The following is a 25,365-nucleotide window of genomic DNA, read 5'->3' as shown; positions in this document are numbered from 1 at the left end:
CGGGAGCTTCGCCCTCCCGGGACCCGCTCTCGGCAAACGCAGCGACTAACAGGAGTGGCCTAAGCCCACCGAGCGGAAGCTTGCTCAGTTCGGACGTTCCATGTGCACCAACCAATCCTCATTCAGCTCGACATGCTTGATACCATATCGCCGAAAAGTATACGTCACATGAATCTTCCCATCGGCTGTTTGCAACAGCGACGGATAGGAATACTCACCCGGGTTCGCCTCCAATTTCAGCGGCGCTTCCCAGGTCCGCCCTTCGTCGGTCGAACGGGCGATGCTCAGTGGGGTCCGGCTGTTTTTCGAGTCGTTGTACACAATCACCCAATGCCCGTTGGCCATGGGAATCATTGAGATTCCCGAATCGGGATTGTTCAGCGTGGTTGGCTTTGCCTCGCTCCAGGTCTCTCCTTGGTCCTGCGAGATAATTTCCGTGATTTGCGGGTACTTGCGCATCAATGCCACCAGCGAACCATCTTCGCGCTCCGCCAACGCCGGTTGGCTTCCGCCAGTGGTGAATCCGCCAATTTTCCACGAATCCCCGTCGTCGCGGCTGATCAAAAATGTCGATCCGTCCCGTCCATCCACAACCGCCTCCACCGGCAAAACAATCGTGCCGTCCCGCAGCGTCAGTGGACGATTGCGGGGCACGGCCCACAGATCTTCGTCAAACATCTCGCGATCCTTGGACCAGGTTCGCCCACTATCTTCGGAAGTGCGGAGCATCAACCGGCAGCGATCCCACCCCCCACCACGTCGAATCGGACGCGTCGGTTCCATTCGGCACCAGACCATTTGCAGCCGTTTGCGACCATCGACAAAAATAATCGCGTTGCCCGGCGGCAGCAGTGCATCTTCGATCAACACTTCCGGCTCGCTCCAAGTCCGCGAACCTTTTTTGCGGCGGGCTAGAAAAATCATTTGGTCGTCCCCGGATTCATAATTGCCGCCGTACCAGACGCACAACAAATCCCCATTGGGCGCCTGTTCAATCACCGAACAATGGTGCACCGCCGCTTGTGGAATCTTCTCAAACACCAATTCAGACGAGAACGACAATTGCCCGTACGGATTGTCGCGTTTAATCGGCGACAATTTCGCACCAATCGCAGAGCCTAACGCCTTGTCCGATTTGGGTGTGATCTCCTTTTTCGCCAACACGTCGCGAATTCTACTCTCCAGCGCGTCGTGTCCGGCAGCATCGGCCAATCCGCCGTGATAAATCAGCTTCGACTCTCCATCCAACATAAACACCTCTGGAGTCACGCTGGCTCCGAATTGTTTCACGATCTTTCCTTGCGGATCGCGATACAGCGGAAAAATTACTCCCCGCTTTTGGATGAAATCTGCCAATTCGGCGTTCGTCACTTCCGGATCGGGGACAATACCCACAAACAGCACGTTCTTGCGGCGGTATTCTTGGTGCAGCGCTGCAATTTCGTTGATCGCTTTTTCCGTCACGGGGCACCGCGGCGACAAAAACAACACTGCCGTCGCCGGCCGTTCGTCGTAGTTGCGCATCGTCATTTTTCGGCCATCGTGGGTCAGTAGATCCACAGGCCCCATCGGCTCGCCCAGTTTCGGGTCCGCGGCAAACGTGGCTGTATCGAGTGCGGCAACGCACATTACAGTGACGGCAAACAATCGCAAAATCATGTTGGCATTCCAAGTCGTTGAATTCGGGGATTCTTAATGTCGGCCTCGTGCGCGGTTTTAGGAACTCAATTCCATCCCACGCGCGTGCGGGATTCTATTATGCCCCAAACCGACTCCCCGACTCAATGAGGAGGCCCGGAATTGTCGCGGTGATTCCCACTTCCTTTTTTAATTGGCCTTGACGTTTTTCAGGCTTTCTCCGATACCTCCAGCACTGTTCAGCTACCGGTCCCACCGGGCTATCTCAAAAGCAGGATTCGGCCCCCCATTTACTATGCGTTTGTTACAACGTTATGTGCTGTTTGAGTTGTTGCGAGTTTTCGCGATCGCTCTAACTGGTTTGACGCTCATGTTGACTTTCGTCGGCGTGATCGGCGAAGCCACGCGCAATGGGCTGGGGCCAAAATTGATTCTGCAGATCCTGCCCTACATTGTTCCCAGTCTGATGCCGTTTACCATTCCAGCAACATTGTTGCTGACAGTCACCGTGGTTTACGGCCGCATGTCGGGGGACCAAGAAATCACCGCCATCAAGGCAGCCGGCATCAACGTGATGTCGATTATCATGCCGTCAATCATCATCGGCCTCGCCCTCAGTCTGGGAACGTTCATTCTCACGGATCAGTTCATTCCCTGGGCCAAAGGCCGCACCAAGCAAATTGTCGCCACCGGGATGGAAGACATCTTCCTCGACATCCTCCGCGCAAAACACAAATTTGTCGAAGACAAAATGGGCATCGCCATCAACGTGTTGGATGTCGACGGTCGGACTCTCGTCGGACCACGAATTCACTTCAAGCGTGGCTCGGGAGAAGCAATCCATATTGAAGCTGAATCTGCCAAGTTGGGTTTTGATACGGAAAAAAATGAGATTCGCCTGCGGCTGTGGAATGGAACCGTCAATACGCCCGGTAATGCCGGAGTCCGGTTTGTCCAGGAAGATAAATCCTTTCCGCTGCCCCGCGACATCTCCGAAATGCACCCCCGTGACATCTCCATCTCGCGGATCTATGACGAAATTGATATCACCACGACCAAACGAGATGCGGAGGAACACCGCCGGATCATTCAAACTGCGTTCTCACTCACGCATGGAAATTTTGAAGCTCTGGATGTACAGCCCTTTGTCCCCGGCCAATGGGAAAACGTCTATGCCCAACGCCGCGCTGGAAAACTACGCACCGAAATCCACTCCCGCTACGCCTTGGCGGCCAGTTGCTTTTTCTTCGTGTTGCTGGGAAGTTCATTTTCCATCTATCACGGCCGCAGCCAGTTCTTGACGAACTTTTTTGTCTGTTTCATGCCGGTGCTGCTCTTCTATTACCCGGTCGTGATGCTGATGATCAATCTTTCCAAAACCGGCACTGTCAATCCGTTGTGGGGCATGTGGGCGGGTAACGCCGGCCTATTTGTCGCCGGCATCTTCATGCTCCGAAAGGTGCTGCAGCACTAAATCCGCTGATTTTGCCCCGTTTGCCCCGCTTCGTGGGGGCCTGAAACGTCGGCATACATCCCAACACGCGGTGTGCAGTCGCTTCCCTAATCGTGGCAGCGGCCTTAGAATGTTGGTCGACATTCCCCGAATGCGTTCGCCGTATTCGCCATTTAGATCCATCGGAGCCCCCCATGAAATCCCGCCCCTATCGTTACCTCTTCGCCCTGTTGGCAATCACGTTTATGGCTACTCAGTCGCCTGTCTTTGCCCAAGAGGATCAAGCTGTCGATCTAAAATCGTGGGATAAACTCACGAAACGCAAAAAAGACATCGTGGCCCGCTCGCAAGTCTTGATCAAAGAATTCCAAAAGGCGGACCTAGCGAGAAAAGAAGAGATTAAGCAGGAATATGAAAAACTGGGCGAAGAAGACCGAGCCCTTTCCGAAAAGCTTGTTGCCCTAGCGCCGGAAGTGCTCAAAAAAGATCCCGGTAACGAGGAGGCGGTGAACTTATTGTTGATCGAGTACTTCCAGACGAACCATTATCAACAAGCGGCTGACGTCGCCGATGCGGCTCTGAAAGCCGACAAGTCCGATGCGCTGATCCTCAATATCGGTGGTGTTTCACACTTCGCGATCAACAACTACAAGCGCGCCAAAGAATTGCTGACCAAAGCTCAGGAAGAGAATCAACTCATCCGTGACCTGGGCGGACGATATCTAGCGGAGTGCGATGAGTACCAGGAACTGTGGGAGGCCGAACAAAAAATTCGCGCCGCTGAGAAAAAAGCCGATGACCTGCCCCGCGTTGAATTCGTCACCGACAAAGGCCGCATCGTCATCGAGTTATTCGAAAACGAAGCTCCCAACGCCGTCGCCAACTTCATCGACTTGGTCCAAAAAGGGTATTACGACGGAATCGCCTTCCACCGTATTATTCCAAATTTCATGACCCAAGGCGGCGACCCCAATACCTTGGATGAGAATCCCGGCAATGACGGACAAGGCGGTCCCGGTTACACGATCGACTGCGAGTGCTACGTTCCCGAAGCCCGTCAGCATTTCCAAGGCAGCTTGAGCATGGCGCACGCCGGACGCAATACCGGCGGCTCGCAGTTCTTCCTCACCCACTTGCCAACCGCCCATCTCAATGGAAAGCACACCGTCTTCGGCCGCATCATCGAAGGCATCGATGTGAATGCCGGCATGGAACAAGGGGACAAGATCAAGTCCGCCAAAGTCCTGCGGAAACGCGAACACCCCTACAAACCCAAAACCAATAAATAGCAACTTCCGTTGCATTTCGATGCGACTGACCACGCATAACGGGCATTCTTTTTTGCTGAATGTCGTTAAAGTATTTGAGATGCCGCCGCAAAATTTTGTTTTTGCGGCGGCATTTTTGCGTATTCCCCGGTAGGCGAATACGTCTCGCACATCCCAAAATGACTTCCTGGAAAAAATCAGTCTCTCGCCTCCAACCTGTCGCCGGTTCGTCTCGACAGATCAAAAAAATCTCTCTATAGTCCCGCCCCTGTCTCTCAACATTTCCCCCAAAAGCACGATCCCAGCCGCCCTGAATCAAGGAACTTCCTCGGTCCGTCCCGTGGTCCAACCGCGCTATCGGCCTGTGAACCGTTCCTGTTGATTACAGCTGCGAGTCGGTGAAATCGATACGTACATTTCGAGCTAATGTGCCGTCACTCATTCCGCGACGGCCCCCATTCATTCCACACACATCGTCGATATTTGCAGGAATTTTGATCCATGCGCAATCGGTTTTCTTGCCTTGTAGCCAGCCTTTCCATCTCGCTCGTCATTTCTAGTGGCTGCACACCTTGGGGCAACCTGCAATTTGATCGCGCTGCAGCGCAAGGTCCCAGCGACGAAGTCCAATCCGAAGCAAGCCCTCCCCCCGTTGAAGAGTCACAAAACGAAGACTTTGCCGCCGATAATAGAATCGGAGATCGGAACCAACCGCTCGACGGGCGGGAATTTGAACACAGCCAACGCAACGAGGCGTCCCAAAACGACTACCTACTTGGACGCCGAGCGGAAGACGCGGGTGAACTGGAATCCGCACGGCGGTTCTATCAAAACGTGTTGCGCAAACATCCAACCCACGCGCATGCCCATCACCGCTTGGGCGTCGTGGCTGACAAAATGCAGCACTATGCCGAAGCGGAACGGCATTACGAGTCGGCACTGAATTATATGTCGCCCGACAATCGCCAAGAGATCAGCATCGTTTTTAGTGATCTGGGATACTCCTACTTGTTGCGGGGCGACTTTCCCCAAAGCGAACGGGCTTTGAACAACGCCCTCGCCTATCACCCGGACAGCCGAATCGCCATTCGCAATCTCGCGTTGCTAAACGGTTATCGCGGCGATTTTGAAATGGCCTATCAAAAATTTGCCAGCGTTGGCGGCGAAGCCGAAGCCCGTGCGGAATTGGACCGGCTGTTTCCACATTGGCAAGACAAATCCCCAGCCGGCCAAATAGCGCAGGCTACAGCGACTTCCTCCCCTGCTCTCGCGACGAACGACAACCCGCCACAGCCTGCCGCAAACTCCTCAGCATTTCCCACAAGTCGAGTCTCGAATAGTCGCGGATTCCCACAGCAATCGTCACGCGCTGCACCGTCAGTCGCCTCTTCAGAAACATCACAGCACCTAACGTTTGACACCGCGTCGCCAATCGAACCTGCAAGCATGAACCGCCCCCAGCCACAATCGTCAACCCCGCAACGGCTAACCCTGGCTGACGTGCCCGCCAAGCAACCGCTCCAAGCCCCTCCGCCACACGAATATCTCGCTGACAACGTCCCTGGACAATACACGGCTCCCCCTGTCCAATCGGCTGCGACGGAACAGCATACTCGCCCCGCTCCTCAGATCACGCAGGCTGGCTACTCAGCTGATCCACAACCGCAGCAGCGTCAGCATCTGGTCTCAGCTCCTCCCATCCAAAATCCCGGCCGAGCGACCCCACAGATTGCCATACAGGTCGATAGTTTTCAGGCCCGGCCGTCAAACCAAGCTGCCAGCCGCACTGCGCTAGCCGTTGGTGGTGCCATTGGCCTGGGGGGAATGTTTCCCACGTCGCGCGTCGAGCCCTCGCAAAACATCCAGCAAGTCTCGGCTAAGGCCCCCAATTCCATGCAATTCCACCGCGATCCTCCCGGTCAACTGCCGCCCACCACACCTTCGGTTCAAACACCTCCGGCAAACGCTCACACCGGATTGATTCGCTCACCGAACCCCGTCAGTGATCGGACGGCACCGATCCCATCGCCCAATGTCACGAATTACAGAGTGTCTCCGATTCGCAACAACAATCCACATTCGAATCCGTCGTCCAATTCGGTTCCTAACTCCTTGGCCACACCACAATCCCCACTCACCTACAACCCGGTCCGTTAGACGCAACCCATTCCAGAGAAGCACTTAATGGGATGTTTCTTGTGGAGATGCACTCGCTGACTACGGAACATGCTGTCTCTGGTCCGTTCTGGCTCGGTTCTAGTCCCAACCGCTAAGTTTCCCTGGCCCTACCGGTTGGGAATTCTTCCGCCAATCGGGTACAATGCGGATCTACATGAAACGGGGATGATTTACAACCGTCTGACTGCGGGCCAAACAGTCTTTCTCATCAATGCTGCGTCCCAGCAGCAAAGCGGCCCATGGTTTTCCATCCGGGGGTCATCACTCCTCGTTGCCTAACACTGTCGCCACTTCTGATAACCCGACCGCAATCCAAATCCACATGGTTTTCGAGGATTTGAGTTCGCTTTGATTCGAAGCTGCGGAGGACTCAGATGGCGCTTGCCGAAATCAACGGACTTTCGGTATTCCGCAATGGATTAGGAGACAATGGTGATGACAAGGCGGTACCTGCTATCGATCGTGGCGAACAAACGCATCGGCGTGCTCCCGGCGATTACCGGAGCCATTCACGAACTTGGCGGCGACATGCAGGAGGCGAGTCAGACCTCGATGCATGGCGTATTGTCCATGGTGCTCGTTGCCGACTTCCCGGAACATTTTGAATCGCAGGTGATCATCGATCACATCAGTGGAGTTGCCCGCCCCTTCGAAGCTGCAGTCACAGTGCGACTGCCCAACCCTGGCGACGATTTGGATTTGCGTCCGCCCCCGCCGAGCGAGCGGTTTTTCCTGACTGTCCACGGCGATGACACGCCGGGTTTGATTCGTCAGGTGACCTCACGACTTGCCGCTGAAAGTATTGAAATCGCCGACCTGTTTGCCACGCGTGAAGCTGTGGGTGGGCCGGTGATGATGATCTTCGAACTGGCAGTCCCCGAGCAAGCCGACTTGGCTCCATTGCGCGGTGAATTGGAGTCGATGGGAAATCACGACGGGCTGACCGTGGAACTGCAACACGAGAGCTTGTTCACCATCAAAGATGTCCCTCACCCGGTGCGTCTCGCGAACGTCATGAGAACGGCATCTCTAGGGGCTTCCGAACATTAATCTGAGGCAATGACGTGTGTTGGCAACAGGCACCTGGGAAATCGTTGCGCTCGGAAAACGACATCGCAAGCAGGCTACTCGTCAAACCACTCTGCCAACGCCGCTTTTAATTTATTGGTGCGGGTACTCAGTGCTGAACTGTCGGCCGTTAATTGAGTTCGCGCTTCGGTCAGCTGTTGCCGTTCGCTCTCTAGACGCGAGAATTCCTCTTTGACCTGACTGGTCGATTTTTCTAGTTCATCACGTTGTTGTTCGCACAACTGTTTCTCGACGCGCAACTGCTCGGCATTCGCTTGCAACGCCGTCATCTCGGCCTCGAATGTCGTACGACGCGTGTCGAGTTCAGCACGCTCCTCAGCCAAAACAGTGCGTTCCGTTTCGAGTTGGGCGCTGGCCGCTGCCAATTCGGCCGACTGAGCGGCAAGGTTGACATCGGCTTGTTGCAGTTCGTTTTGCCCTGCAGCAAGAGTCGCCAATTTTGCTGACAACTCCGCACGGCTTTTTTGAAACGCCGCTAGATCCTGCTCCTGTTGTTCTCGCTGCGATTCCAGTTGGTTCTTTAGTTGTTCCAACTCTCCGTGTTGCTTGCGAAGTGTGTTCTCCGCTTCTTGCAGATTCTGTTGTTGCTGCGCCAATTCCTGTTGCGTCTGCTGAAGACCATCCCGGTCCCTCGCCATTTCCTGGGTTGCCAAGTCGTGGTCATTGATCGATTGTTCGAAGGCTTCGCGGCGCTCCGTCAATTCCGCCTGTTGGAAGTCCAACAACCCTTGACGCTCTTCGTTTGCCTCCCGCGCGGCTTCCAATTCAGCAGTGGATTGCCGCAACTCCTCTTGAGTCCCCTTGAGGGACTCCAATTCCTCTTCTAATTTTGCACGCTCACTCGACAATGTCTTGCGTTGCGATTGCAGCTGTTCTTCAACACCCGCTGTCTGTTCAAGCCGTTGTTCCAGTTCAGTTGTTTTTGAGGCCCAGGCTTGCTCCCGTTCGTTCAACTCCGCTTGCGACTGCTCAAATGCTGTCTGGCGTAAATGCAGTTCTTCTTTCTCACGATCCGCTTCTGCACGCCATTCATCACGTTGGCGTTCAACGTCCTGCCGTTGTGCGTCGATCGCCAGCTGCCATTCTTCACGTTCCTGCTGAAAATGAAGAAGTCGTTCCTCGTGCTCGGCGAGTCTTGCTTCTTCGGCGGTCTCCGCAGCAGAGGTCTCCGCATCATCCTCGGCAAGCGCTGCGTTTTGCCAATTGCGCAAGGCTGCAATCAACTGTTGCGGATTTTGAATGCGTTGCTCAACATCTTTTGCGAGCATTTGCTCAAGAATCTTGGCTAATTCCGGATCCAGACCTTCAATCGGTGGGAACGGAGTTTGGGCATGTTGTTTGAGGATCTGGTGCTGGTTTTCCCCTTCAAACGGCGGCGAGCCGGTCAGCATCTCGAAGAACGTACACCCCAGGCTGTAGATGTCGCTCCGCACATCGACATCGTCACTTTCGCGTGCCTGTTCAGGCGACATGTACTGCACCGTGCCCACGGCGAATCCCATCCGTGTGGGAATCAGATCGGCATCGTGACCGGCGACCCCTTTTTTCCGTGCCTCGTCATCCAAATGGGCCAAGCCAAAATCAAACAGCTTGGCAGTCCCTTCACGTGAGATCAAAATGTTCGACGGTTTGATGTCGCGATGCACCACCCCTTCGCTTTGGGCATGGCCGACTGCTTCAGCAACTTGAATTAAGAAATCAACCGCCATCATCGTGTCAGGAGGCCCTTGACGGTCCATCAGATCGCGGAGATCGTCGCCGTCAACCAGTTCTAAAACAACAAATTGATTGCCCCGTCCAATATTCAACGCGCGAACGATATGAGCGTGCACCAGATTGGCGCTAATCAATGTTTCGCGGCGAAACCGTTTAAACAATCGCTCGTTTTTTAACAACGAATGGTGCGGAATCTTGATGGCGACCTTGCTCTGCAGCGCCTCGTCAAAGGCCAGGAAAACGTTTCCCATGCTGCCGTAGCCCAACCGCTCGATCAGTTGGTAACGGTTCTCCAAGATCATGGGACCGTGGTTTTCGGTCGCAAGTTGATCCGCTTGCCATTGGGAAATCGTTTGCAATTCGACCAGCCGGTCCGACAATTCGTCGAATGACGGTATTCGGCCTTCAAATTCCGCCAAGACGACGTCGATCTCTTCGCGAGTCATTAACCGATTGACGACCAGCTCATCAACCAATCGCCCGCACGGGTTGGCAAGCTCATCCTGCGAGGTGGACAATTCCAGCGAGGGATGGGGAATGGTCTCTGCCTCACGAGGCGTTTTCGGCAGTTCCTCGTCGGTCGAAGAACTTGTCTCGACCGATGTTTCCGGTGGTAAGACCGTCCCGGAAAACGGCTTTTCGCCTGCCCCTTCATAATGCACTCGCATCTGAAATTGGCCGAGCTTTAGCAAGTCGCCGTCATTCAACCGATCGCTGCGTATCAATGACCCATTGACCTTGGTGCCCCCTTTGCCCAACAGGTCGATGACCCACAGTCCACTGGGGGTGAGCATCAAACTGCAATGGACGCGAGAAATCCGGTCCCCCTCGAAACGCAATTTGCATCCGCGGGCGCTGCCGGCAAACGTCAGCATCCGCCTTAACGGTAAATCGACATCGTCCGCTGCATTGAGGAACTCCAAATGCACATCAGGCATCTCGCCCAATTCACCTTCATAGATCGCCAACGGATCGAAATCGGGAGGGATCGCAATGCGATCGCCACCATCGACCACCGGGTTTTCGAGCAACCGAACTTGATACGGTCCAATCGAGACATCCTCGTCGGCTGACAACCAACCGGCGCGCTGCGGCACGTCACCCCAACTCGTTCCCGAACGGCTCCCCAAGTCGGCACAAAACAGGCGTCCCCCAATCATTTGCAAATACGCATGACGAAAGCTGACTTGTGAGTCCTTCAGCCGAACATCGCAATTCGGGGACCGCCCGATGATGCCGTACGGATTCAGCAAGACATGCGGCTCGGATTCAACCGCGTCCGGTCGGGAGACTGCGATCCGTACCGGGGCATCCGCACCGACATCCTGTTGAAACACACGCGTTAATGTCTCGTTCACAACGCTACTTTCGGACCTAGGGGAACTCGTGGTTGGGAATGCAATCCCGCGCACAAGGTTTTTTTGGCACCAGTCATGCATTTACCGAATGGCGGCCCGAACCACCGGAAGTCACTTACACTCTCCCTTACAAGAATGATCGATCACTGAGGCAAACACAATTGGGAAATTCACCCGAATTAGTCTGCCATTTGCGTAGTTTGGATGCCTTAGTGAACGTCGGTGCATGGTTTTGCCAAATAACCACGCTTCCAGGCAGGGGTTACTACCTAATTGTCCAGTGTCGTTCGATAGACTCGCGGGCGACTGCCGGAGCGGTGGTCATCCCTTTTCCGCCAATTCCGGTGACCAAATGGATGCGACCGTCAATTGTGGTCTCCAAAATCTCCCGATCCTCCAGCAACGAATACTCCCCCTGCCAACGGCTGTCGATCCTCCAGTCCACCCCGTCGACCATCTGCTGGGCATACCGCAGGATTAGCGACTCGGTTTCCGCATCCAACATGTCGTCCATATCGTCGTGGGAATAAACGTGCGAGTCCCCCACGACCAAGCGGCCCTCATAATCTTGGACCAACAACACGTGAATCCCCCGCTCGTCGTATCCCGGTTCCGCCGCTTGCTGCGATAACTTTGCCCAGGAAGGACAATTCTGAAACGACGGGTACCGGCGAATCGATAATCCAGACGCCAAATTGGTCGGAAGTTGCCATCCCTGTTGAGGGACCGTGCGAAACATTTGAAGCTTACAGCGACGCACTCCGGCCGCAGCCAAGATCTCCGGAAACAGCGTGCGCACATCCGCGCCGCTGCAGACAAAAACATGGTTCGCCGTAAAAACCAACCCCTCGGTCGAGATCACGCGGCACTGCCCTGCACTGGCCTCCGCCCGGGAGGCAACCGTCCGCGGCCGATACTCACAATCGAATTCCCGACCCAACCACGTCAGCAGATCTCCTAAAATCGTTCGTGGCTCGATACGGATCTCGTCCGGGAAATACAAGCTGGCCCGACCATAGTCCGGACGGACAAACGGATTCATTTCCCGTGTCCGCCGGTCATCTAAAAATTCCCGGTGCAGGCCGTGATGAGAGTTCGATTCGACAAACTCGCGGATCACTGCCTCTTCAAGTTCCGTTGAAGCGACATACAGCGTGCCGTTTTGAGAGAACGGAAAACCTACCGCAGCGGCCAATTCGCGATAAACCTCTAAACTAGCAATTCCCCGTTCCGCCCACTCTCCCGGCGCCATTGCACTGGGAATACACCAGCCAAAGTTCCGCACCGAGGCGCCGCGCGGTGTGTCGTCCCGTTCGAGCAATAACACTCGCAGCCCATTTTTTGCCGCAAAATAGGCATGAAACACCCCCAAAATGCCCGCGCCCACGACAATGACGTCAAATTCCCGATTCGGCCGTCCATTCATAATCCACACACTTGTTTTGAGAGAGAGGTTTCAGCTCGGCGGGGGCAAAATCGACTGAAATATCGCCTCAATGGGCACAATTTCAGCGTCGAGTAATCCCGGTTGATTCACTTCCCCACTCTAAGATATGATAGGAGACGAAGACCCATTCCGGCAGGCCAGGGATTGGATGGCCTCCGTATGCCGAAATTATCGGCCAGTTCCCCATTCCCGCGTTTCAGGGAGAAATCAACATGGATGTCACCGGTCCCAGCACGGTCAACGGCGCAGCGCCGATTAATCGCCCGGCGGTTATGAAACCTGTTACCCGCGCAGCACAAACGGCTCCGATATCGCCGAAAGACGAAGTCGAAATCTCAGCAGCAGGTCGCGCCTTGGGCGATCTGGGCAAGTCGCCTGAGTTGCGACAGGAGCGTATTGCGCAAATTAAGGCCGCCATCGACGATGGCACCTACGAAACCCACGAAAAATTTGATATCGCCATGAGCCGGCTTCTGGACCGAATCGATAGCGGCGGAGTTTAGTTAGCGACTAGCCTCTCCCATTCGATATTTCGGATGCCTAAATTCCACCCAAAACCGTGTGGAATGACGTCTTTTCGTGCGAGTGTACTATTGGAACGGTAACACTTAGAGCGATTTCGCGATAAGTGAACGGCATCTTGACGCGGCAAAACGGGGCTGCTTTACTGGAAAGATGTCGCCGCACGCTGGAATTGCCAGTAGTGCGGCATTAGTCTTTATTGATAACGATGCAAAAGCCCCTGTCTGTTGTTGTAGTGCTGAGGTAGTCCTGATGAGTGATCTCACTGCGGTCGATGTGGCCGTTAGTCCCGAAACCAAATTTCGCGAATACCTGATGACGCAGGGCATGCGTCTGACCACCGAACGCGAAACCATTGTCCGCGAAGTCTTTGCGTCACATGAACATTTTGACGCGGACCAGTTGGTCTCTCGGTTGAATCAGCGGACCGATGGCAAGCGGGTGAGCCGCTCAACCGTCTATCGCGCGCTGGCCCAATTGAAGGACTCAGGTTTACTCAGGGCTGTGGCACGGCCCAATGATCGTGAAGTCTACGAACACGACTACGGATACCCGCAGCACGACCACTTGATCTGCAAAGAGTGCGGCGACTTGATCGAATTCGTCGATGATTCGCTCAACGAGATGCTATCGCGGGTCGCTGCTCAAAACGGCTTTCGAATTTCAGCGCATCGTCTGGAAGTCTACGGGAAATGCGCGAATTGCTGTCGCCCCAAACGGCGCCAACGCAAGACCGACATGATTTGAGCCCCAGTGGAGTTGTCGACTTTCTACAGTCGAAAAACGCTCAGTGCAAATCGTCCAACAGCGGCTCTTCGTCTTCTTCCTGTGAATCTTCGTCGCCGAGTGGCGCCTCATCCGCGGGCGGCTCCGCAGTATCGAGCGACTCCTCGTTATCCAGCGGTTCCTGGTCCAGCTGCGATTCACTGTCGTGCGGCGGTTCCCTGTGGGTGCGTTCAACGGGGATCAACCAGTACAGTCGCGATAGGCCTAACAGGACGATCATGGCCACGAGTGCCACAGCGGCCAGAATGCCGAGCGTGATGGCATCGCCAAAGATGTACCGCGATGGCGTCCACAGCCACTTCCAGCTATACAGCACAATCACGGCCGAAATGCTCAGATACGGCCCATAGGGGACGTAGGTCCGCCCTGTGAGTATCCGCACGGTCAAGCCGACGACAAGTCCACACAGCGGCCCTAGTGCGAACACGAACACGATCGCCTGCCACCCCATGAAGCTGCCGATCATGCCCATCAATGTCACGTCGCCAAAGCCCAATGCCTCCTGCCCCAACAGCCAAGAGGCAACCGCCCGCACAATCCATGTCATCCCGGCGCCAGCTACCAATCCGGTCAAACTCCAGGCCAACCCATGCCAGTGCGAATAGGTTTGAATCCACACGGGAATATACGGCCCCGCCAATCCTGGAACTGCCAGATTCCAATCGACCCACAGCGGAATCAGCTGCACATTCCCCACCGCCGTCGCCATGCCAACGCCCACAATCGCGCCCGTGGCGGTAATGGCATCGGGAATCAAGTATTGCTCCAAATCGACAACCGTTGCCGCCATCAAAAAGGTGATCAGCGCGAACTGAAACAGCAGCCGCCAATGAATATAAAACGCCGAACCTTCTTCGGGCGTCTCTTGGCAGTGTAAAATGATGACAAAATAGACCAAACCGGCGAACAAGGCCCCGGTCGCCAACTCCACGGCCAAGGTTGCCCGAGCGCGAACCCCGCTCAGCGGTTCCGACAGGCCTGCCGAAGTCCAAATCCCTTCCGGCAACCGCATCCGCAACAGCCAAAACACCACCCCTCGCCCGACAACCACGCCAGCGGCAAACGTCACCAACAACCGTATCCACAGCGGCGTATACGTGAAGAACGTCAACAACCAAGGGTCGCGCAACGAATCGTTAGCAGCAAAAAATTCGGTCATAAGTGCTTAAAAAACTCGATCCCGGCAATGGATGGCGATCATCCTAAAAAGTCGTTCACTGTCGATCCTGCCATGGTAGATCAGCCCGCCTTCGGACGCCACCACGCGGGCCATTTGTAACAGTTTGCGAGACACCACCATTACCAATTCGTAAACGAACCATCCGCGCGCCGCAGTCGCGGACAACTGCCGCCGTCGATTGCCGGGTATTTGGAGAGGGCGTTCAAATCGATTTCCACGCCTAGGCCGGGTTGCGTTGGGGGGAGAAGGTGCCCCGCTTCGTATGGCACCTGTACCGGGAACAAATCGGACAAGACGTTGCCCGGCAGTCGCGGCAATTCCTGGACGCCGAAATAACTGGTCGCCAAATCCAAATGCAAACAGGCGGCGGTGGAGACGGGGCCGAGTGGGTTGTGGGGTGCGAGTTTGATGTAATGCGTTTCGCACCAACCGGCCACTTTGAGGGCTTCGGTGATTCCACCCACGATGCAAACGTCGATCCGCGCGTAGTCGATCAGTTCCTCTTCGATCTGTTGGCGAAACTCCCATTTCGTCGCATACTGTTCGCCCGCAGCCAAGGGAACATGCACGTGCCGCGACAGTTTGCGGAAACTGTCGAAGTTCTCCATCCGCAGTGGATCCTCGACAAAATAAGGGCGAAACGGCTCTAACTCGCGGCATAGCCGGATTGCCTCGGGCGGGTCGAGACGGGTGTGCACGTCGACAGTGATTTCGATATCGTCGCCGACCGCCTCCCGCACGGCCGCGAAATCCTCCACACAGCCGCGCACCGCCGCTGAGGGTTCCAATACGCCCTTCCCCGGCACGACAGGCAGTTCGAGGCGAATAAACTTCCAACCCTCCTCAGCCGCTTGTCGAGCGGCATCGGGGAGAGCAATCGTCTCAGTCGCTTTCACGTGGGGATAACAGACAACCCGGTCACGCACACGGCCTCCCAGGAGTTGATACAGCGGCACACCCAGCGCCTTGGCTTTGATGTCCCACAGCGCGATGTCGATGGCGCTGATGGCGGAGGCACCCAGTCGATTGGCGGGGAAAAATCCGCTGCGGAACATCACCTGCCACAGATGTTCGGTACGAAACGGATCTTCACCCACCAGCAACGGAGCCAACGAATGCACGGCGGCGCCCATGGCGGGTTCCTGCCAGGTGATCCCCCCTTCGCCGATACCGTGGATTCCCTCATCGGTTTCGATCACCACAAAAAAGAAATTGCGATCTTCGCCGACGGCATAAGGGGTCACAGCTGAGATTTTCATGGATGGCCTCATCGGAGTTTAAGCGGATTACTGTTTCATTCTCCGTGCAAATTCGTCGGTCGCAAGGGATCGAGCAATGCTGCGGCTGGGGGAGGAAACATGGTTGGTCCCTGCCGTGCTTAATGGGGGCGTGTTCAACTTTTCTGAGTAATGGATCGCAATTTGCTCACGCTTGTTGTCGGTTGTTTCTAATATCGCCACCAGGGCAGCAATTAATCCGCCGAGTTATTTGGCGGAACAGGCGACCGAAGTGATGTGAAGCGGGACTAGATCGACCTCTCGAATCAACGACCTCGCCGACCGGGAATTTCCGTGACGGCGAAAGAACTCAACGTCTTAATTCATTATTCTAGCGGCAGTTAAGGAGAGACAATATGCTGTGGATGGGAAGAATTGCTGGTCTGTCGGTCCTGTTATTCTCGGTTGTTGCCAGTACCGCATTTGCGGAGGATGGAGCATCCGAAACAGCTCCGAATTCAATAACTCAGGCGGGTTGGGAAAGTGAAATCAATGGAGCAGACGTTGCCTGGATGCTCACATCTTCGGCATTGGTGCTCATGATGACAGCACCCGGTTTGGCGTTGTTTTATGGCGGATTGGTCCGCAAAAAAAATATTCTGAGCGTAATGATGCAGTGTTTCTTCCTCATGGGCATCATGTCAATCGTCTGGGCTCTGTGGGGGTACAGTTTAGCGTTTGGCCAAAATATCGGCACAGGTTTCTTCGGAGGGTTCGTTGGAGGAACAGATTATCTGTTTCTAGATGGCGTGATTCCCTTCATGAATGGCGATACGGCGGACGTGCCGATGGCAGGCAGTATTCCTCGGTCTGTGCATATGGTGTTTCAGATGATGTTTTTCATTATCACCCCTGCATTGATTGCTGGAGCCTATGCGGAGCGGATGAAATTCAGCACGATGGTTGTGTTCTCCGTCCTTTGGGGAACATTTATTTATTGTCCCATTGCGCACTGGGTCTGGGCCGACGATGGTTGGCTGTTCAACGCTCCTTACGAAGCTTTCGATTTCGCTGGAGGCACCGTGGTGCATATCAGCTCCGGATTTTCGGCATTGTTAATTTCGATCATGTTGGGCAAACGGATCGGGTTTGGAACAACGCCGATGCCGCCTCACAACTTGACGTACACGTGTATCGGGGCTGCACTCCTTTGGGTTGGTTGGTTCGGCTTCAATGCAGGCAGCGCGGGTGGAGCCAACGCAGCCGCCGCTAATGCCTTTGTGGCCACGCACATGGCAGCGGCTGCGGGCGTGATCGCCTGGGCGGGAGCCGAATGGATCTTCCGTGGCAAGCCGTCAGTGCTCGGCGCCTGTTCGGGAGCCGTTGCGGGGCTCGTGTGCATTACGCCCGCCTGCGGCGTGGTCAATCCCCTGCATGGTATCATTCTTGGATTCGCCGCCGGTCTTGTCTGTTACTTCGCGTGCACCACCATCAAGTCGAAATTCGGCTATGACGACTCTTTGGACGCATTCGGAGTACATGGAGTTGGTGGAACCCTCGGAGCGATGCTGACCGGCGTCTTCGCCACACCCACCATCGCCGAGGGAGCGAAAGGGCTTTTCACCGACAATCCTAGTCAACTCATCAATCAGGCGATCAGTATTGTTGCCGCCGGTGCACTGGCATTGAGTGGCACATTCATCCTCATCAAAATTCTCGACGCCACAATGGGATTACGTGTGACCGAAGAGGAAGAAATACGCGGTCTGGATGTTACGCAACACGACGAAGAAGGTTATATCTTCTTGTAAGAAACTGACCCAGGTGGCTGTTCCTGCGGCCCCCCGGCGAAGCCGGGGGCTCACGGGCAATGTTGCCCAACTCAAATTATTTTAAAACCCATTCTGCCTCGTCATCGCCAAAAACTATGCCTATGCTGGCAACGACCAGGAACGTATAATTGTCGCCACATCGGTGAAGCTCGGTGAGAGCATAGATATATTCCGCCGGAACAGAGAAGGACTCAGCATGAAGAAGCTTGAGGCGATCATTCGCCATTACAAATTAGAAGACGTTAAGAACGCGCTCAACGAAGTTGGTATCCAAGGCATGACGGTCTCGGAAGTCCGTGGATTCGGACGGCAACGGGGCCACAAGGAGATGTATCGTGGTGCCGAATATACCGTCGATTTTTTGCCCAAGGCAAAGGTCGAAATCGTTGTGCCCGATGAGTCGTGCCAAATGGCAATCGATACGATCATGAACGTTGCCCGCACCGGCCAAATTGGCGACGGTAAGATTTTCGTCACCGATCTTGCAGAAACGATTCGAATTCGTACCGGTGAAAGCGGCGAAGAGGCGATTTGAACCGGATACGGTCCGCTTCTCAGCTGGTTTGTTCCATGGACGGGCGGACCGCCGCGTCTGCGTGTCATCGTGGATCGAGAACTCAGTTGTCACCCGCTACCGCGGTGACGCAGCTATTTTGAAAATGTCACCTTGCCGATTGTGCCCCGCAACAATATTTGCGGGAGTTGCACCCGCCGTGTGGGGATCGATGCCCGATTTCCCAGACGGCGATAGAAACTGATGGGGCGGAATCCGAAGAATTATGGAACGTGGTTCAAGTCTCCAAGCAGCGGCTCACCTCAGTGATTCTAAAGCTAAAGTTGCCGCCATTCTCGATCGCGCCCGGCAGGCCCATATTGCGAATGCTCCTGCGTGGGAGGTTGCCACGCAATTGGCCGACGAAACCGAAACCGTGATTGTGGAATTCTTCCGCGACATGCTGGAAGGATTGAACCCGGCCGACCGCCGACTTGTGGAGCAAAACACGGCTGTCGTGAAGATGGGGGGATTTGGTCGCGGCGAAATGGCCCCCTACTCCGATGTCGACCTGTTGTTTCTGTATCGCGGCACGATTGACACGATGTTGACCGACGCATTGGGGAGCGTCGTGCGGAATTGCTGGGATGCCGGGATCAAACTAGGGCATTCGGTGCAAAATCTGCGTGACGCCGTGCGGCTGGCGCGGTCCGACATCACCTTCGCCACCTCTGCCATTGAGGCTCGACTGTTGTGTGGCGACGCGCAGTTGCTCAACGATTTCCGACAACTGTTTCGTCGCAAGGTTGTCGATCGCAATCTGCAGGCATTCACGGAATCGTGCATCGCTACACGCAGCATTGAGCGTAAAAAATTCGGGGGAACAGTCAGCCAGGTTCAGCCCAACATCAAACGCTCGCCGGGGGGGCTCCGTGATTTGCACCTGATGCGGTGGATTGGTTTCGCCCGTTATCAGGTCTCCCAAATCGATGATCTGGATAAGGTGTGGGCCTTGGCTGAGGATGACGTCAGGTTATTAGTCGAAGCACGGGATTTCTTGACCCGCATTCGTTGCGAATTGCATTTCCAGGCCGACGGGCCGCAGGATGTGCTCACCCGCGAGGAACAGATGCGGTTGGCCGACGCGATGGGCTATGAAGGCCGGCCCGGATTGAAACCGGTCGAATGCTTCATGCGTGATTACTTTCGCTATGCTTCAGCGATCGACGATCTGGCCGAACGTTTGGCGTCGATGGATCGGCCGCGAGCGATCAGTGCCCGCATTGCCGAACGTTTTTTGCCCAATCGTACTGAGGATGTCTTCATACTCAGCGGCGACCAAATCGATGTGCAAACTGACCACCATGCGCGACTGTGCGGCGATTTGAGTTTGCAGGTCAGTCTGTTCGCATTGTCAGCCCGCACAGGGATCGATCCCTCCCCCACTTTATTGCGGGATATTGCCGAAAGCCATCCGGAGGAGCCGGACGAAATCTCCCCCGAGACGGCCGAAGAATTCCTCTCCATTTTGACTTGCACCGGAGCGATCGAATCGACGCTGCGAAAGATGTACAAGGCGGGCGTGTTGGAAGCCATCATTCCCGAGATGTCACGAGCACGCGGGCTCTTGGAGTTCAACGAGTATCACAAATACACCGTCGACGAACACTCGCTGATCGCCGTGGGAGCCGTTGAGTCCTTTCACGAAGAACCGAGTTTGTTGGGACAAGTATACGGCGAGGTCAAACGCAAGCATCTACTGCATTTGGCCATGTTGTTGCACGATATGGGAAAAGGATTCGAGGAAGACCATTGCTTGGTCGGCGGGCAAATCGCCGCGGCTGTGGCAGAACGATTGCATTTGAAAGAATCGCATGGCGACCGGTTGGTGTTTTTGGTTGAAAAACATTTGGTGATGTCGCATCTGGCCTTCCGCAGAAACATCAACGACATCAACGAGATTTTGCCCTTCACCCGCGACGTAGGCAGCTTGGATATGCTGAGGATGTTGTACGTTCTAACGGCTGCGGATATTACGGCGGTCGGGCCGGGCACTTGGAACGAATGGAAGGGAGGTTTGCTGGCCGAATTGTATGAACGGTCCATGCTTCTATTGAGTGGGATCCGGCACGATGTCGAATTTAATGAACGACTCAATCAATTACGGCAGCGCGTGCGACAGTATGTGGGCGGGTCGGCCGTCTTGTCCGCCACTCTTCCCGGCGACCAATGGGTCAGCACCACAATGGCCACCTTGCCGGACCACTTCCTCAGTTCCAATAACGTGGAGCAAGTCGTCGATGACCTCAAGCAAATCGCCGCCTTGCAGCCCAACGATTCCCTGATTGACTGGTCGGCTGATCCCATCAACGGAACGGTGTTGTACCGCATCGTCACCCACGATTCTCTGGCGCAAGGCTGCTTTTCAAAGATGGCGGGGGTGATGGCGGCCATGGGGCTGGAAATTGTCTCGGCCGAAATCTGTACAACGAGCGATGGAATTGTTGTCGACAAATTCCGCGTCGTCGATCCAGAGCACGCCGAAGGAACGCCCCAAGTACGATTGAGCGAAATCAAACGTGTCATCCATCAGGTCCTGGCCGGAGACCGGACGGTCAAGTCATTGTTTCAGACGCGACGCTCCAAATCCAACAGCAGCTTGGTTGGGCCCGCGCCGTCGCCACGGATCGTGTTCGACAACAACTCCTCAGAGACCTGCACAATTATCGACGTTTTTGCCCGCAACCGTTTAGGCTTGCTGTACGCTATTACTGGAGCACTCTTTGATCTGGGCCTCTCCGTTCAGTTAGCCAAAATTTCGACCTACGGTGAAAAGGCTGTCGACGTATTCTACGTCACCTGTGAAAACGGAAAACAATTGACTGATGCCGACCAATTACGCTACGTCGCTGAGGAATTGCGACAGCGCGTCGAGGATTTTTAGCTTTTCCGGACAACTGCGAACAGCGTAGAACAAACAGCAGATCACGGAGTTTACAATTCCCGCTGAGTGCCGATGTCCACGGCAACGTTTTTGAAAAAAATGCCCTCGCGTCGAATGGAGACAGGTATTTCGCGTTATAGAGATGAAGCCATCGGGGCAACGGTGGACAGGCGCAAGCGCTGGGGAATTCGCATCTTTATCAATCTACTTTTTTAAAAAAAACGATCGAGAGTGTGCGCTCGCGATCACATCGGTTTGCGAACGTTACCGCCAATTGCTATAGTTCCGTGATAGTGAGAATGACACTGTTGCGATACAAGGAGGATCGCTGTGCAAGAGATATCCTTGGAGTTGTCGATTGGTGATGCTGTCCAAATCGGCAACCGAATTTTGTTCGTTGTCGACATTAAAGACGACGCAATCTGCTTGGATTTAAACGAAGTCAACGATGACCAGTCCACTGGCACCGCTGGATTCAATGATCGAGGCAAATTGCCCCCGCGGTAGGAGGGGCGTGCGAAATGCAGCCCATTGACCCCCCTGCTCGATTCGTCGTTATTGCTGAAACCTACCGTGTCGACAAAGCCTCTCTTTTATAGGGAGGTCGTTTGATCCAAACACAACGAATCCCCCGCGAAACCACCGCGTTGCGCAGCCAGCCGTCTGACCGGCTGCAGTGGTTCTCGTGCAATGTGGGGAAATGGCTGGACCGGCCCTCTTGCGGGTATTCGGACTCGCCAATCACCTAGACTGACGCAAGCGCCTTTTCGGCCTCTTCATGCGTCTTGTAGATCTTCCACAAGCTATCGAGTTGTGTGACCTGTAGGACTTCGGCGCAATTATCATTCAGTCCACTGAGTGCAAAAGCGTTGCCTTCGCGTTCGGAAAGTTCTTTCCACAATTTCAACAGAATTTCCAAGAACGCGGAGCCGAAAAACACCGTGTGTGATAAATCAATCACGACTTTCGGCGGATCAGCATTCCGACCACACTCCAGTAACACGACTTGCAACGTGTCGAGCAGGTGGTCGCTCAGATTATCGTAATCCGGACCAAGTTGAATCACAGTCACGCCGTTGCGAACTTCGATTTCAGGACTTTGGGGATCTACCATGTCGATGCCTGCGGGTTGATGCCTTGCTGGCGAGGTTTTGCAGTGAGACGGTCATCTCGCGCGTGTAAAACATTGGTGTGGAGACGTTTATCGTATCCTTCACGATCAATAAGTCAACGGCTTCGCCAATCGGCGACGCAGTTCTGTGGCGATGCGGGTGTTATGGCCGTTTCAGTCGTGCTTTGCGAGTTACCGCCTTAGGGAATGGCTTGTAATTCGATTTCTTGATTGACCTCTTTCCCATCCCGCCACAGGGTCAGTTCGACGACATCTCCTACTTTTCGTTTGGAGAGTTCATCAATCAAGTCCAATGATCCCCGCAATGGTTCGCCATCCATGGCGATGATGAGATCCCCCACAACGAGCTGATTCGCCTGATCGTCCCAATAGGTGGGGCGAATCCCGGAACGCGTTTTCATGCTGCCATCTTCATCGGCTTCGATCAGAATCCCTTCTAAGCCTAAGCGATGTGTCAATTGATCCAAGACGGGGCGAATTCCCAATCCCGGTCGCTCAATCTTCCCATGCTGGATCAACTCGGGAACCACGCGATTGACCATATCCACGGGAACCGAAAACCCGAGTCCCGCAGACACCCCCGACGGACTATAAATAGCTGTGGTGACACCGATCAACCGCCCCGCGCTATCCAACAATGGCCCGCCGGAACTTCCGCGATTGATCGCGGCATCTGTTTGAATCACATCGGTAATCAAACGTCTCGTTTTCATCCGAATTGACCGACCTAATCCACTGATCGTACCGGTCGATAACGAATGATCAAATCCAAACGGATTGCCAATGGCAAACACTTTTTGGCCGACCATCAGGTTGCTCGATTCGCCAATCGGAATCGGAACCAATTGGCTCGCCGGTGCATCGACTTTCAGCACGGCCAAATCCTGGTCGGGCGCCTTGCCCACCAGTTTCGCTTTCAAAACCGTTCCATCCCCCAGTGTGACGACAACGCCTTTGGCTTGGCTGATCACATGGAAATTTGTGACGATATAACCATCATCGCTCCAGACCAGCCCCGAGCCGATGCCGCTGGGGACCTCTACCGGATCAGCTGCGAGCGGGTTTGTGACTTGGTCGACTGCCGTAATGTGGACAACCGACGGGGCCACTTTTTGAAAGATCTCGATGGTTGTCTTTTCATCGGCGGCCAAATCCCCCCGCGGAGTGACAGCACGCGCAGAAGCATCAGGATTCAAGATGGACGATGCTCCAGTGCCGGAAAATCGCCAAATGGCGAACAGCGCGAGAACGACGAGTATCAAGAACGGCCAACTCACGCCATCGGCCTGAATCGGCGCGCGTCGTGGAGGTCGTTCATCCTTCGACAACATCAAACTTCTCCAAGTTGGAGGGAAATCAACCGGCCCTATTGTGTGGCCGTCAGCAGGGAACACGCGATAGCTATTTCCTTACCGACGAGTTATCTGCCGGAACAGGGAAACGTGACTGATATTATGGGCGGTTCACGCCAACTTGACCAGTCGAGTTGCCCCCTCACGCGGCTTATGCGGCTCAGGCGGCTTAGCCGCTGTGTGCGAGCTGCCGCTCGAGAGGGGGTAGGCTGCTTCCGTTGGGCGCTGCGCTTTATGGGGGGCGTTTTCCGAATCGCAACGTTTTGATTCTCCCTCTCTCTCTGGGAGAGGGCCGGGGTGAGGGTTTTCGCTCCCTCTTTGGCTGCCCTTACCAGATCAATACCCGAGCCAAATCAGTCACCGCGACGAACCATGAGACCGGGATTGCCTTTAGAGTAAATCAGCGACCTTGGAATTCAATTCTTCGACCGCTTTGATGAATTGGCTTTGGGTTTGCTCGGGGAGTTTACGGAACTCCTGCTTAAACTGCGGAGTGATCGCCGTTTCGAATCGTTGTAGGGCTTTTGTTGTGCGTTTGACGAGTTGCGCAACCGGGGGACCGACTGCCGTACCAACGGCGTCGCCTCCTTGGTCACTCGTTGCTGGGGGGGTAGTCGCCCCCTGTTTAAACGGCGAGTATTCACCTCCCGTATCCTCTTTTTGCCGTGCGGCAGCAGTGGCTGTGGCGGTATCCGGTTTGCGGTCCCGGGAGGAATTGCCGCCTTCACCGGCGGTGGAACCCTCGCCGCTAAATTCGTCGGGATCGACAACCGCAGTCGTTTCGCTTGGTACGTAGGCGACTGCCGATTCATCCTCCTCTGCCTCGGCTGTTAAATCTTCACCGTGAATCGCCCGTCGCCAGGCCTTCATTTCGGCCACAGTGGCCTGTGTTTCCTCAGCCCATTGCAGGCATTCGGCGGCATCATCCCAATTGATTGCCGAATAAAAATGCGACCACTTCAGCTTCGGATAGGACTCGTGAACATCCGCAAATGATTCCCAGACGCGACGGCGTTGAAAGACTTGATCGCCACTCAAGTTGATCAAAGCGGCGAAGTCCGCATCGGTGCGTCCCTTCGCATATTTCGTCGTCCACTTGGCCGCGCATTCGCCAACAACCCAGCGACACTGGTTGACAGCCTGTTGGGCCGTATCGATCAAAAGCTCTTCGGTTTCCGGGACGTCCGTTTTCAGCGGAGCAATTGGGTCGTTCATGCTGGTCCTTTAATGCTGTAGTCTCTGGTTTCAAAACCCCGCAAGGCGTTTTCACAACACGCGTCAATTCGCGTTGGAAGCTCACTTCCAGGGAGTCTGTTGGTAGGGAGATCGTCTGCCGCTTCTGATGACCGCACAAACCGAGGGATTCCGGAGCAGATCCATCGCTTTTTCAGGGGGGAATCTTAGAGTTGTGTGCTACTGGCTTTGCCAGCGCGATTTCAAATGTTTGGATTCGCTAAAAAGCACTGGCCAAGCCAGTGGCACCCCCAATCTCAGGTTTGGCATTGCTCTGAAAAGGTCGCAATGACATGGCATTGGGCGAATCAGCGATCCTACCGACGACGGTTAGTGATTGCCAGCGTCGGTCATGATCATTTCCAGGGCCGTTACAGATCGAAATTTTATGCCGTTATGACCGCGCCAGATTCAGTGGTCGATCGATTGAGTGGAGTAAGTCCGGCGCGACTTTTGATCGGTCGATTCGATGCCGCTGTGACGCCATTTTAGCAGGAAAAACCGGCTTCTCGGACACTATGATCGCA

18 protein-coding genes are annotated in these 25,365 nt (G+C 54.8%); 10 read left to right on the top strand and 8 right to left on the bottom strand.

The genetic code is table 11. From position 1 onward, the window contains the following. Nucleotides 1-84: 84 nt before the first annotated feature. Nucleotides 85-1,659, bottom strand: coding sequence for an exo-alpha-sialidase (locus CA54_RS20855; protein WP_146372914.1), 1,575 nt, complete (start codon nucleotides 1,657-1,659; stop codon nucleotides 85-87). 274 nt (nucleotides 1,660-1,933) lie between these two features. Here CA54_RS20855 and CA54_RS20850 point away from each other — a divergent pair, with 274 nt between their 5' ends. From CA54_RS20850 to CA54_RS20835, 4 genes are all read left to right on the top strand, one after another. After that, nucleotides 1,934-3,112 (top strand): LptF/LptG family permease, encoded by a 1,179-nt coding sequence (locus CA54_RS20850; RefSeq protein ID WP_146372913.1) that lies wholly within the window; start codon nucleotides 1,934-1,936, stop codon nucleotides 3,110-3,112. A gap of 173 nt (nucleotides 3,113-3,285) precedes the next feature. Then, nucleotides 3,286-4,380: a peptidylprolyl isomerase gene (locus tag CA54_RS20845; protein ID WP_197532675.1), complete on the top strand. Its 1,095-nt coding sequence runs from the start codon at nucleotides 3,286-3,288 to the stop codon at nucleotides 4,378-4,380. Nucleotides 4,381-4,860: 480 nt separating this feature from the next. Then, nucleotides 4,861-6,516: a tetratricopeptide repeat protein gene (locus tag CA54_RS20840; RefSeq protein WP_146372912.1), complete on the top strand. Its 1,656-nt coding sequence runs from the start codon at nucleotides 4,861-4,863 to the stop codon at nucleotides 6,514-6,516. A gap of 456 nt (nucleotides 6,517-6,972) precedes the next feature. Then, nucleotides 6,973-7,587, top strand: a complete 615-nt coding sequence (locus CA54_RS20835; RefSeq protein WP_146372911.1) for a hypothetical protein — start codon at nucleotides 6,973-6,975, stop codon at nucleotides 7,585-7,587. A gap of 74 nt (nucleotides 7,588-7,661) precedes the next feature. Here CA54_RS20835 and CA54_RS20830 read toward each other — a convergent pair whose 3' ends face one another. Together CA54_RS20830 and CA54_RS20825 are read right to left on the bottom strand one after the other, a co-directional pair. Continuing rightward, on the bottom strand, nucleotides 7,662-10,700 hold the full coding sequence (locus tag CA54_RS20830; RefSeq protein WP_197532674.1) for a protein kinase domain-containing protein: 3,039 nt from the start codon (nucleotides 10,698-10,700) through the stop codon (nucleotides 7,662-7,664). 265 nt (nucleotides 10,701-10,965) lie between these two features. Continuing rightward, complete coding sequence (locus tag CA54_RS20825) at nucleotides 10,966-12,126, bottom strand: TIGR03364 family FAD-dependent oxidoreductase (RefSeq protein WP_146372909.1); 1,161 nt, start codon at nucleotides 12,124-12,126, stop codon at nucleotides 10,966-10,968. A gap of 233 nt (nucleotides 12,127-12,359) precedes the next feature. On the opposite strand from CA54_RS20825, the gene CA54_RS20820 reads away from it, so the two are divergent. Together CA54_RS20820 and CA54_RS20815 are read left to right on the top strand one after the other, a co-directional pair. Continuing rightward, nucleotides 12,360-12,650 carry a flagellar biosynthesis anti-sigma factor FlgM gene (locus CA54_RS20820; protein ID WP_146372908.1) on the top strand — a complete coding sequence of 97 codons (291 nt, stop codon included), beginning with the start codon at nucleotides 12,360-12,362 and terminating at the stop codon, nucleotides 12,648-12,650. A 271-nt stretch (nucleotides 12,651-12,921) separates the two neighbouring features. Next, on the top strand, nucleotides 12,922-13,416 hold the full coding sequence (locus CA54_RS20815) for a Fur family transcriptional regulator (RefSeq protein WP_146372907.1): 495 nt from the start codon (nucleotides 12,922-12,924) through the stop codon (nucleotides 13,414-13,416). 40 nt (nucleotides 13,417-13,456) lie between these two features. Here CA54_RS20815 and CA54_RS20810 read toward each other — a convergent pair whose 3' ends face one another. Together CA54_RS20810 and dgoD are read right to left on the bottom strand one after the other, a co-directional pair. After that, nucleotides 13,457-14,614, bottom strand: a complete 1,158-nt coding sequence (locus CA54_RS20810) for a prepilin peptidase (RefSeq protein ID WP_146372906.1) — start codon at nucleotides 14,612-14,614, stop codon at nucleotides 13,457-13,459. A 140-nt stretch (nucleotides 14,615-14,754) separates the two neighbouring features. Beyond that, on the bottom strand, nucleotides 14,755-15,894 hold the full coding sequence (dgoD, locus tag CA54_RS20805) for a galactonate dehydratase (RefSeq protein ID WP_197532673.1): 1,140 nt from the start codon (nucleotides 15,892-15,894) through the stop codon (nucleotides 14,755-14,757). Nucleotides 15,895-16,268: 374 nt separating this feature from the next. Between dgoD and CA54_RS20800 the strand changes: the two genes are divergently transcribed. From CA54_RS20800 to CA54_RS29545, 4 genes are all read left to right on the top strand, one after another. Beyond that, nucleotides 16,269-17,663: an ammonium transporter gene (locus CA54_RS20800; protein ID WP_197532672.1), complete on the top strand. Its 1,395-nt coding sequence runs from the start codon at nucleotides 16,269-16,271 to the stop codon at nucleotides 17,661-17,663. A 217-nt stretch (nucleotides 17,664-17,880) separates the two neighbouring features. After that, nucleotides 17,881-18,219, top strand: a complete 339-nt coding sequence (locus tag CA54_RS20795) for a P-II family nitrogen regulator (RefSeq protein ID WP_145380625.1) — start codon at nucleotides 17,881-17,883, stop codon at nucleotides 18,217-18,219. A 244-nt stretch (nucleotides 18,220-18,463) separates the two neighbouring features. After that, on the top strand, nucleotides 18,464-21,121 hold the full coding sequence (gene glnD, locus CA54_RS20790) for a [protein-PII] uridylyltransferase (protein ID WP_146372904.1): 2,658 nt from the start codon (nucleotides 18,464-18,466) through the stop codon (nucleotides 21,119-21,121). A 330-nt stretch (nucleotides 21,122-21,451) separates the two neighbouring features. Continuing rightward, the gene (locus tag CA54_RS29545) at nucleotides 21,452-21,628 is read left to right on the top strand and encodes a hypothetical protein (protein ID WP_197532671.1); all 177 of its coding nucleotides are present in this window, start codon (nucleotides 21,452-21,454) and stop codon (nucleotides 21,626-21,628) included. 238 nt (nucleotides 21,629-21,866) lie between these two features. Here the strand turns inward: CA54_RS29545 and CA54_RS20785 are convergent, their stop codons facing one another. From CA54_RS20785 to CA54_RS20775, 3 genes are all read right to left on the bottom strand, one after another. Then, complete coding sequence (locus CA54_RS20785) at nucleotides 21,867-22,235, bottom strand: STAS domain-containing protein (RefSeq protein WP_146372903.1); 369 nt, start codon at nucleotides 22,233-22,235, stop codon at nucleotides 21,867-21,869. Between the two features lie 197 nt (nucleotides 22,236-22,432). Next, on the bottom strand, nucleotides 22,433-23,584 hold the full coding sequence (locus CA54_RS20780; RefSeq protein ID WP_146372902.1) for a S1C family serine protease: 1,152 nt from the start codon (nucleotides 23,582-23,584) through the stop codon (nucleotides 22,433-22,435). 411 nt (nucleotides 23,585-23,995) lie between these two features. Continuing rightward, nucleotides 23,996-24,820 (bottom strand): type II toxin-antitoxin system RelE family toxin, encoded by an 825-nt coding sequence (locus tag CA54_RS20775; RefSeq protein WP_146372901.1) that lies wholly within the window; start codon nucleotides 24,818-24,820, stop codon nucleotides 23,996-23,998. Nucleotides 24,821-25,365 lie beyond the last annotated feature (545 nt).

The sequence above is a fragment of the Symmachiella macrocystis genome (assembly GCF_007860075.1).
Lineage (GTDB): Bacteria > Planctomycetota > Planctomycetia > Planctomycetales > Planctomycetaceae > Symmachiella > Symmachiella macrocystis.
This window is presented reverse-complemented; position numbering and strand designations above follow the sequence as displayed.

What these genes read in the sequence shown, in the direction of transcription:
- CA54_RS20855 (WP_146372914.1), bottom strand. Translation starts at nt 1,659, where the DNA reads ATGATTTTGCGATTGTTTGCCGTCACTGTAATGTGCGTTGCCGCACTC.
- CA54_RS20850 (WP_146372913.1), top strand. Translation starts at nt 1,934, where the DNA reads ATGCGTTTGTTACAACGTTATGTGCTGTTTGAGTTGTTGCGAGTTTTC.
- CA54_RS20845 (WP_197532675.1), top strand. Translation starts at nt 3,286, where the DNA reads ATGAAATCCCGCCCCTATCGTTACCTCTTCGCCCTGTTGGCAATCACG.
- CA54_RS20840 (WP_146372912.1), top strand. Translation starts at nt 4,861, where the DNA reads ATGCGCAATCGGTTTTCTTGCCTTGTAGCCAGCCTTTCCATCTCGCTC.
- CA54_RS20835 (WP_146372911.1), top strand. Translation starts at nt 6,973, where the DNA reads ATGACAAGGCGGTACCTGCTATCGATCGTGGCGAACAAACGCATCGGC.
- CA54_RS20825 (WP_146372909.1), bottom strand. Translation starts at nt 12,126, where the DNA reads ATGAATGGACGGCCGAATCGGGAATTTGACGTCATTGTCGTGGGCGCG.
- CA54_RS20820 (WP_146372908.1), top strand. Translation starts at nt 12,360, where the DNA reads ATGGATGTCACCGGTCCCAGCACGGTCAACGGCGCAGCGCCGATTAAT.
- CA54_RS20815 (WP_146372907.1), top strand. Translation starts at nt 12,922, where the DNA reads ATGAGTGATCTCACTGCGGTCGATGTGGCCGTTAGTCCCGAAACCAAA.
- CA54_RS20810 (WP_146372906.1), bottom strand. Translation starts at nt 14,614, where the DNA reads ATGACCGAATTTTTTGCTGCTAACGATTCGTTGCGCGACCCTTGGTTG.
- dgoD (WP_197532673.1), bottom strand. Translation starts at nt 15,894, where the DNA reads ATGAAAATCTCAGCTGTGACCCCTTATGCCGTCGGCGAAGATCGCAAT.
- CA54_RS20800 (WP_197532672.1), top strand. Translation starts at nt 16,269, where the DNA reads ATGCTGTGGATGGGAAGAATTGCTGGTCTGTCGGTCCTGTTATTCTCG.
- CA54_RS20795 (WP_145380625.1), top strand. Translation starts at nt 17,881, where the DNA reads ATGAAGAAGCTTGAGGCGATCATTCGCCATTACAAATTAGAAGACGTT.
- glnD (WP_146372904.1), top strand. Translation starts at nt 18,464, where the DNA reads ATGGAACGTGGTTCAAGTCTCCAAGCAGCGGCTCACCTCAGTGATTCT.
- CA54_RS20785 (WP_146372903.1), bottom strand. Translation starts at nt 22,235, where the DNA reads ATGGTAGATCCCCAAAGTCCTGAAATCGAAGTTCGCAACGGCGTGACT.
- CA54_RS20780 (WP_146372902.1), bottom strand. Translation starts at nt 23,584, where the DNA reads ATGTTGTCGAAGGATGAACGACCTCCACGACGCGCGCCGATTCAGGCC.
- CA54_RS20775 (WP_146372901.1), bottom strand. Translation starts at nt 24,820, where the DNA reads ATGAACGACCCAATTGCTCCGCTGAAAACGGACGTCCCGGAAACCGAA.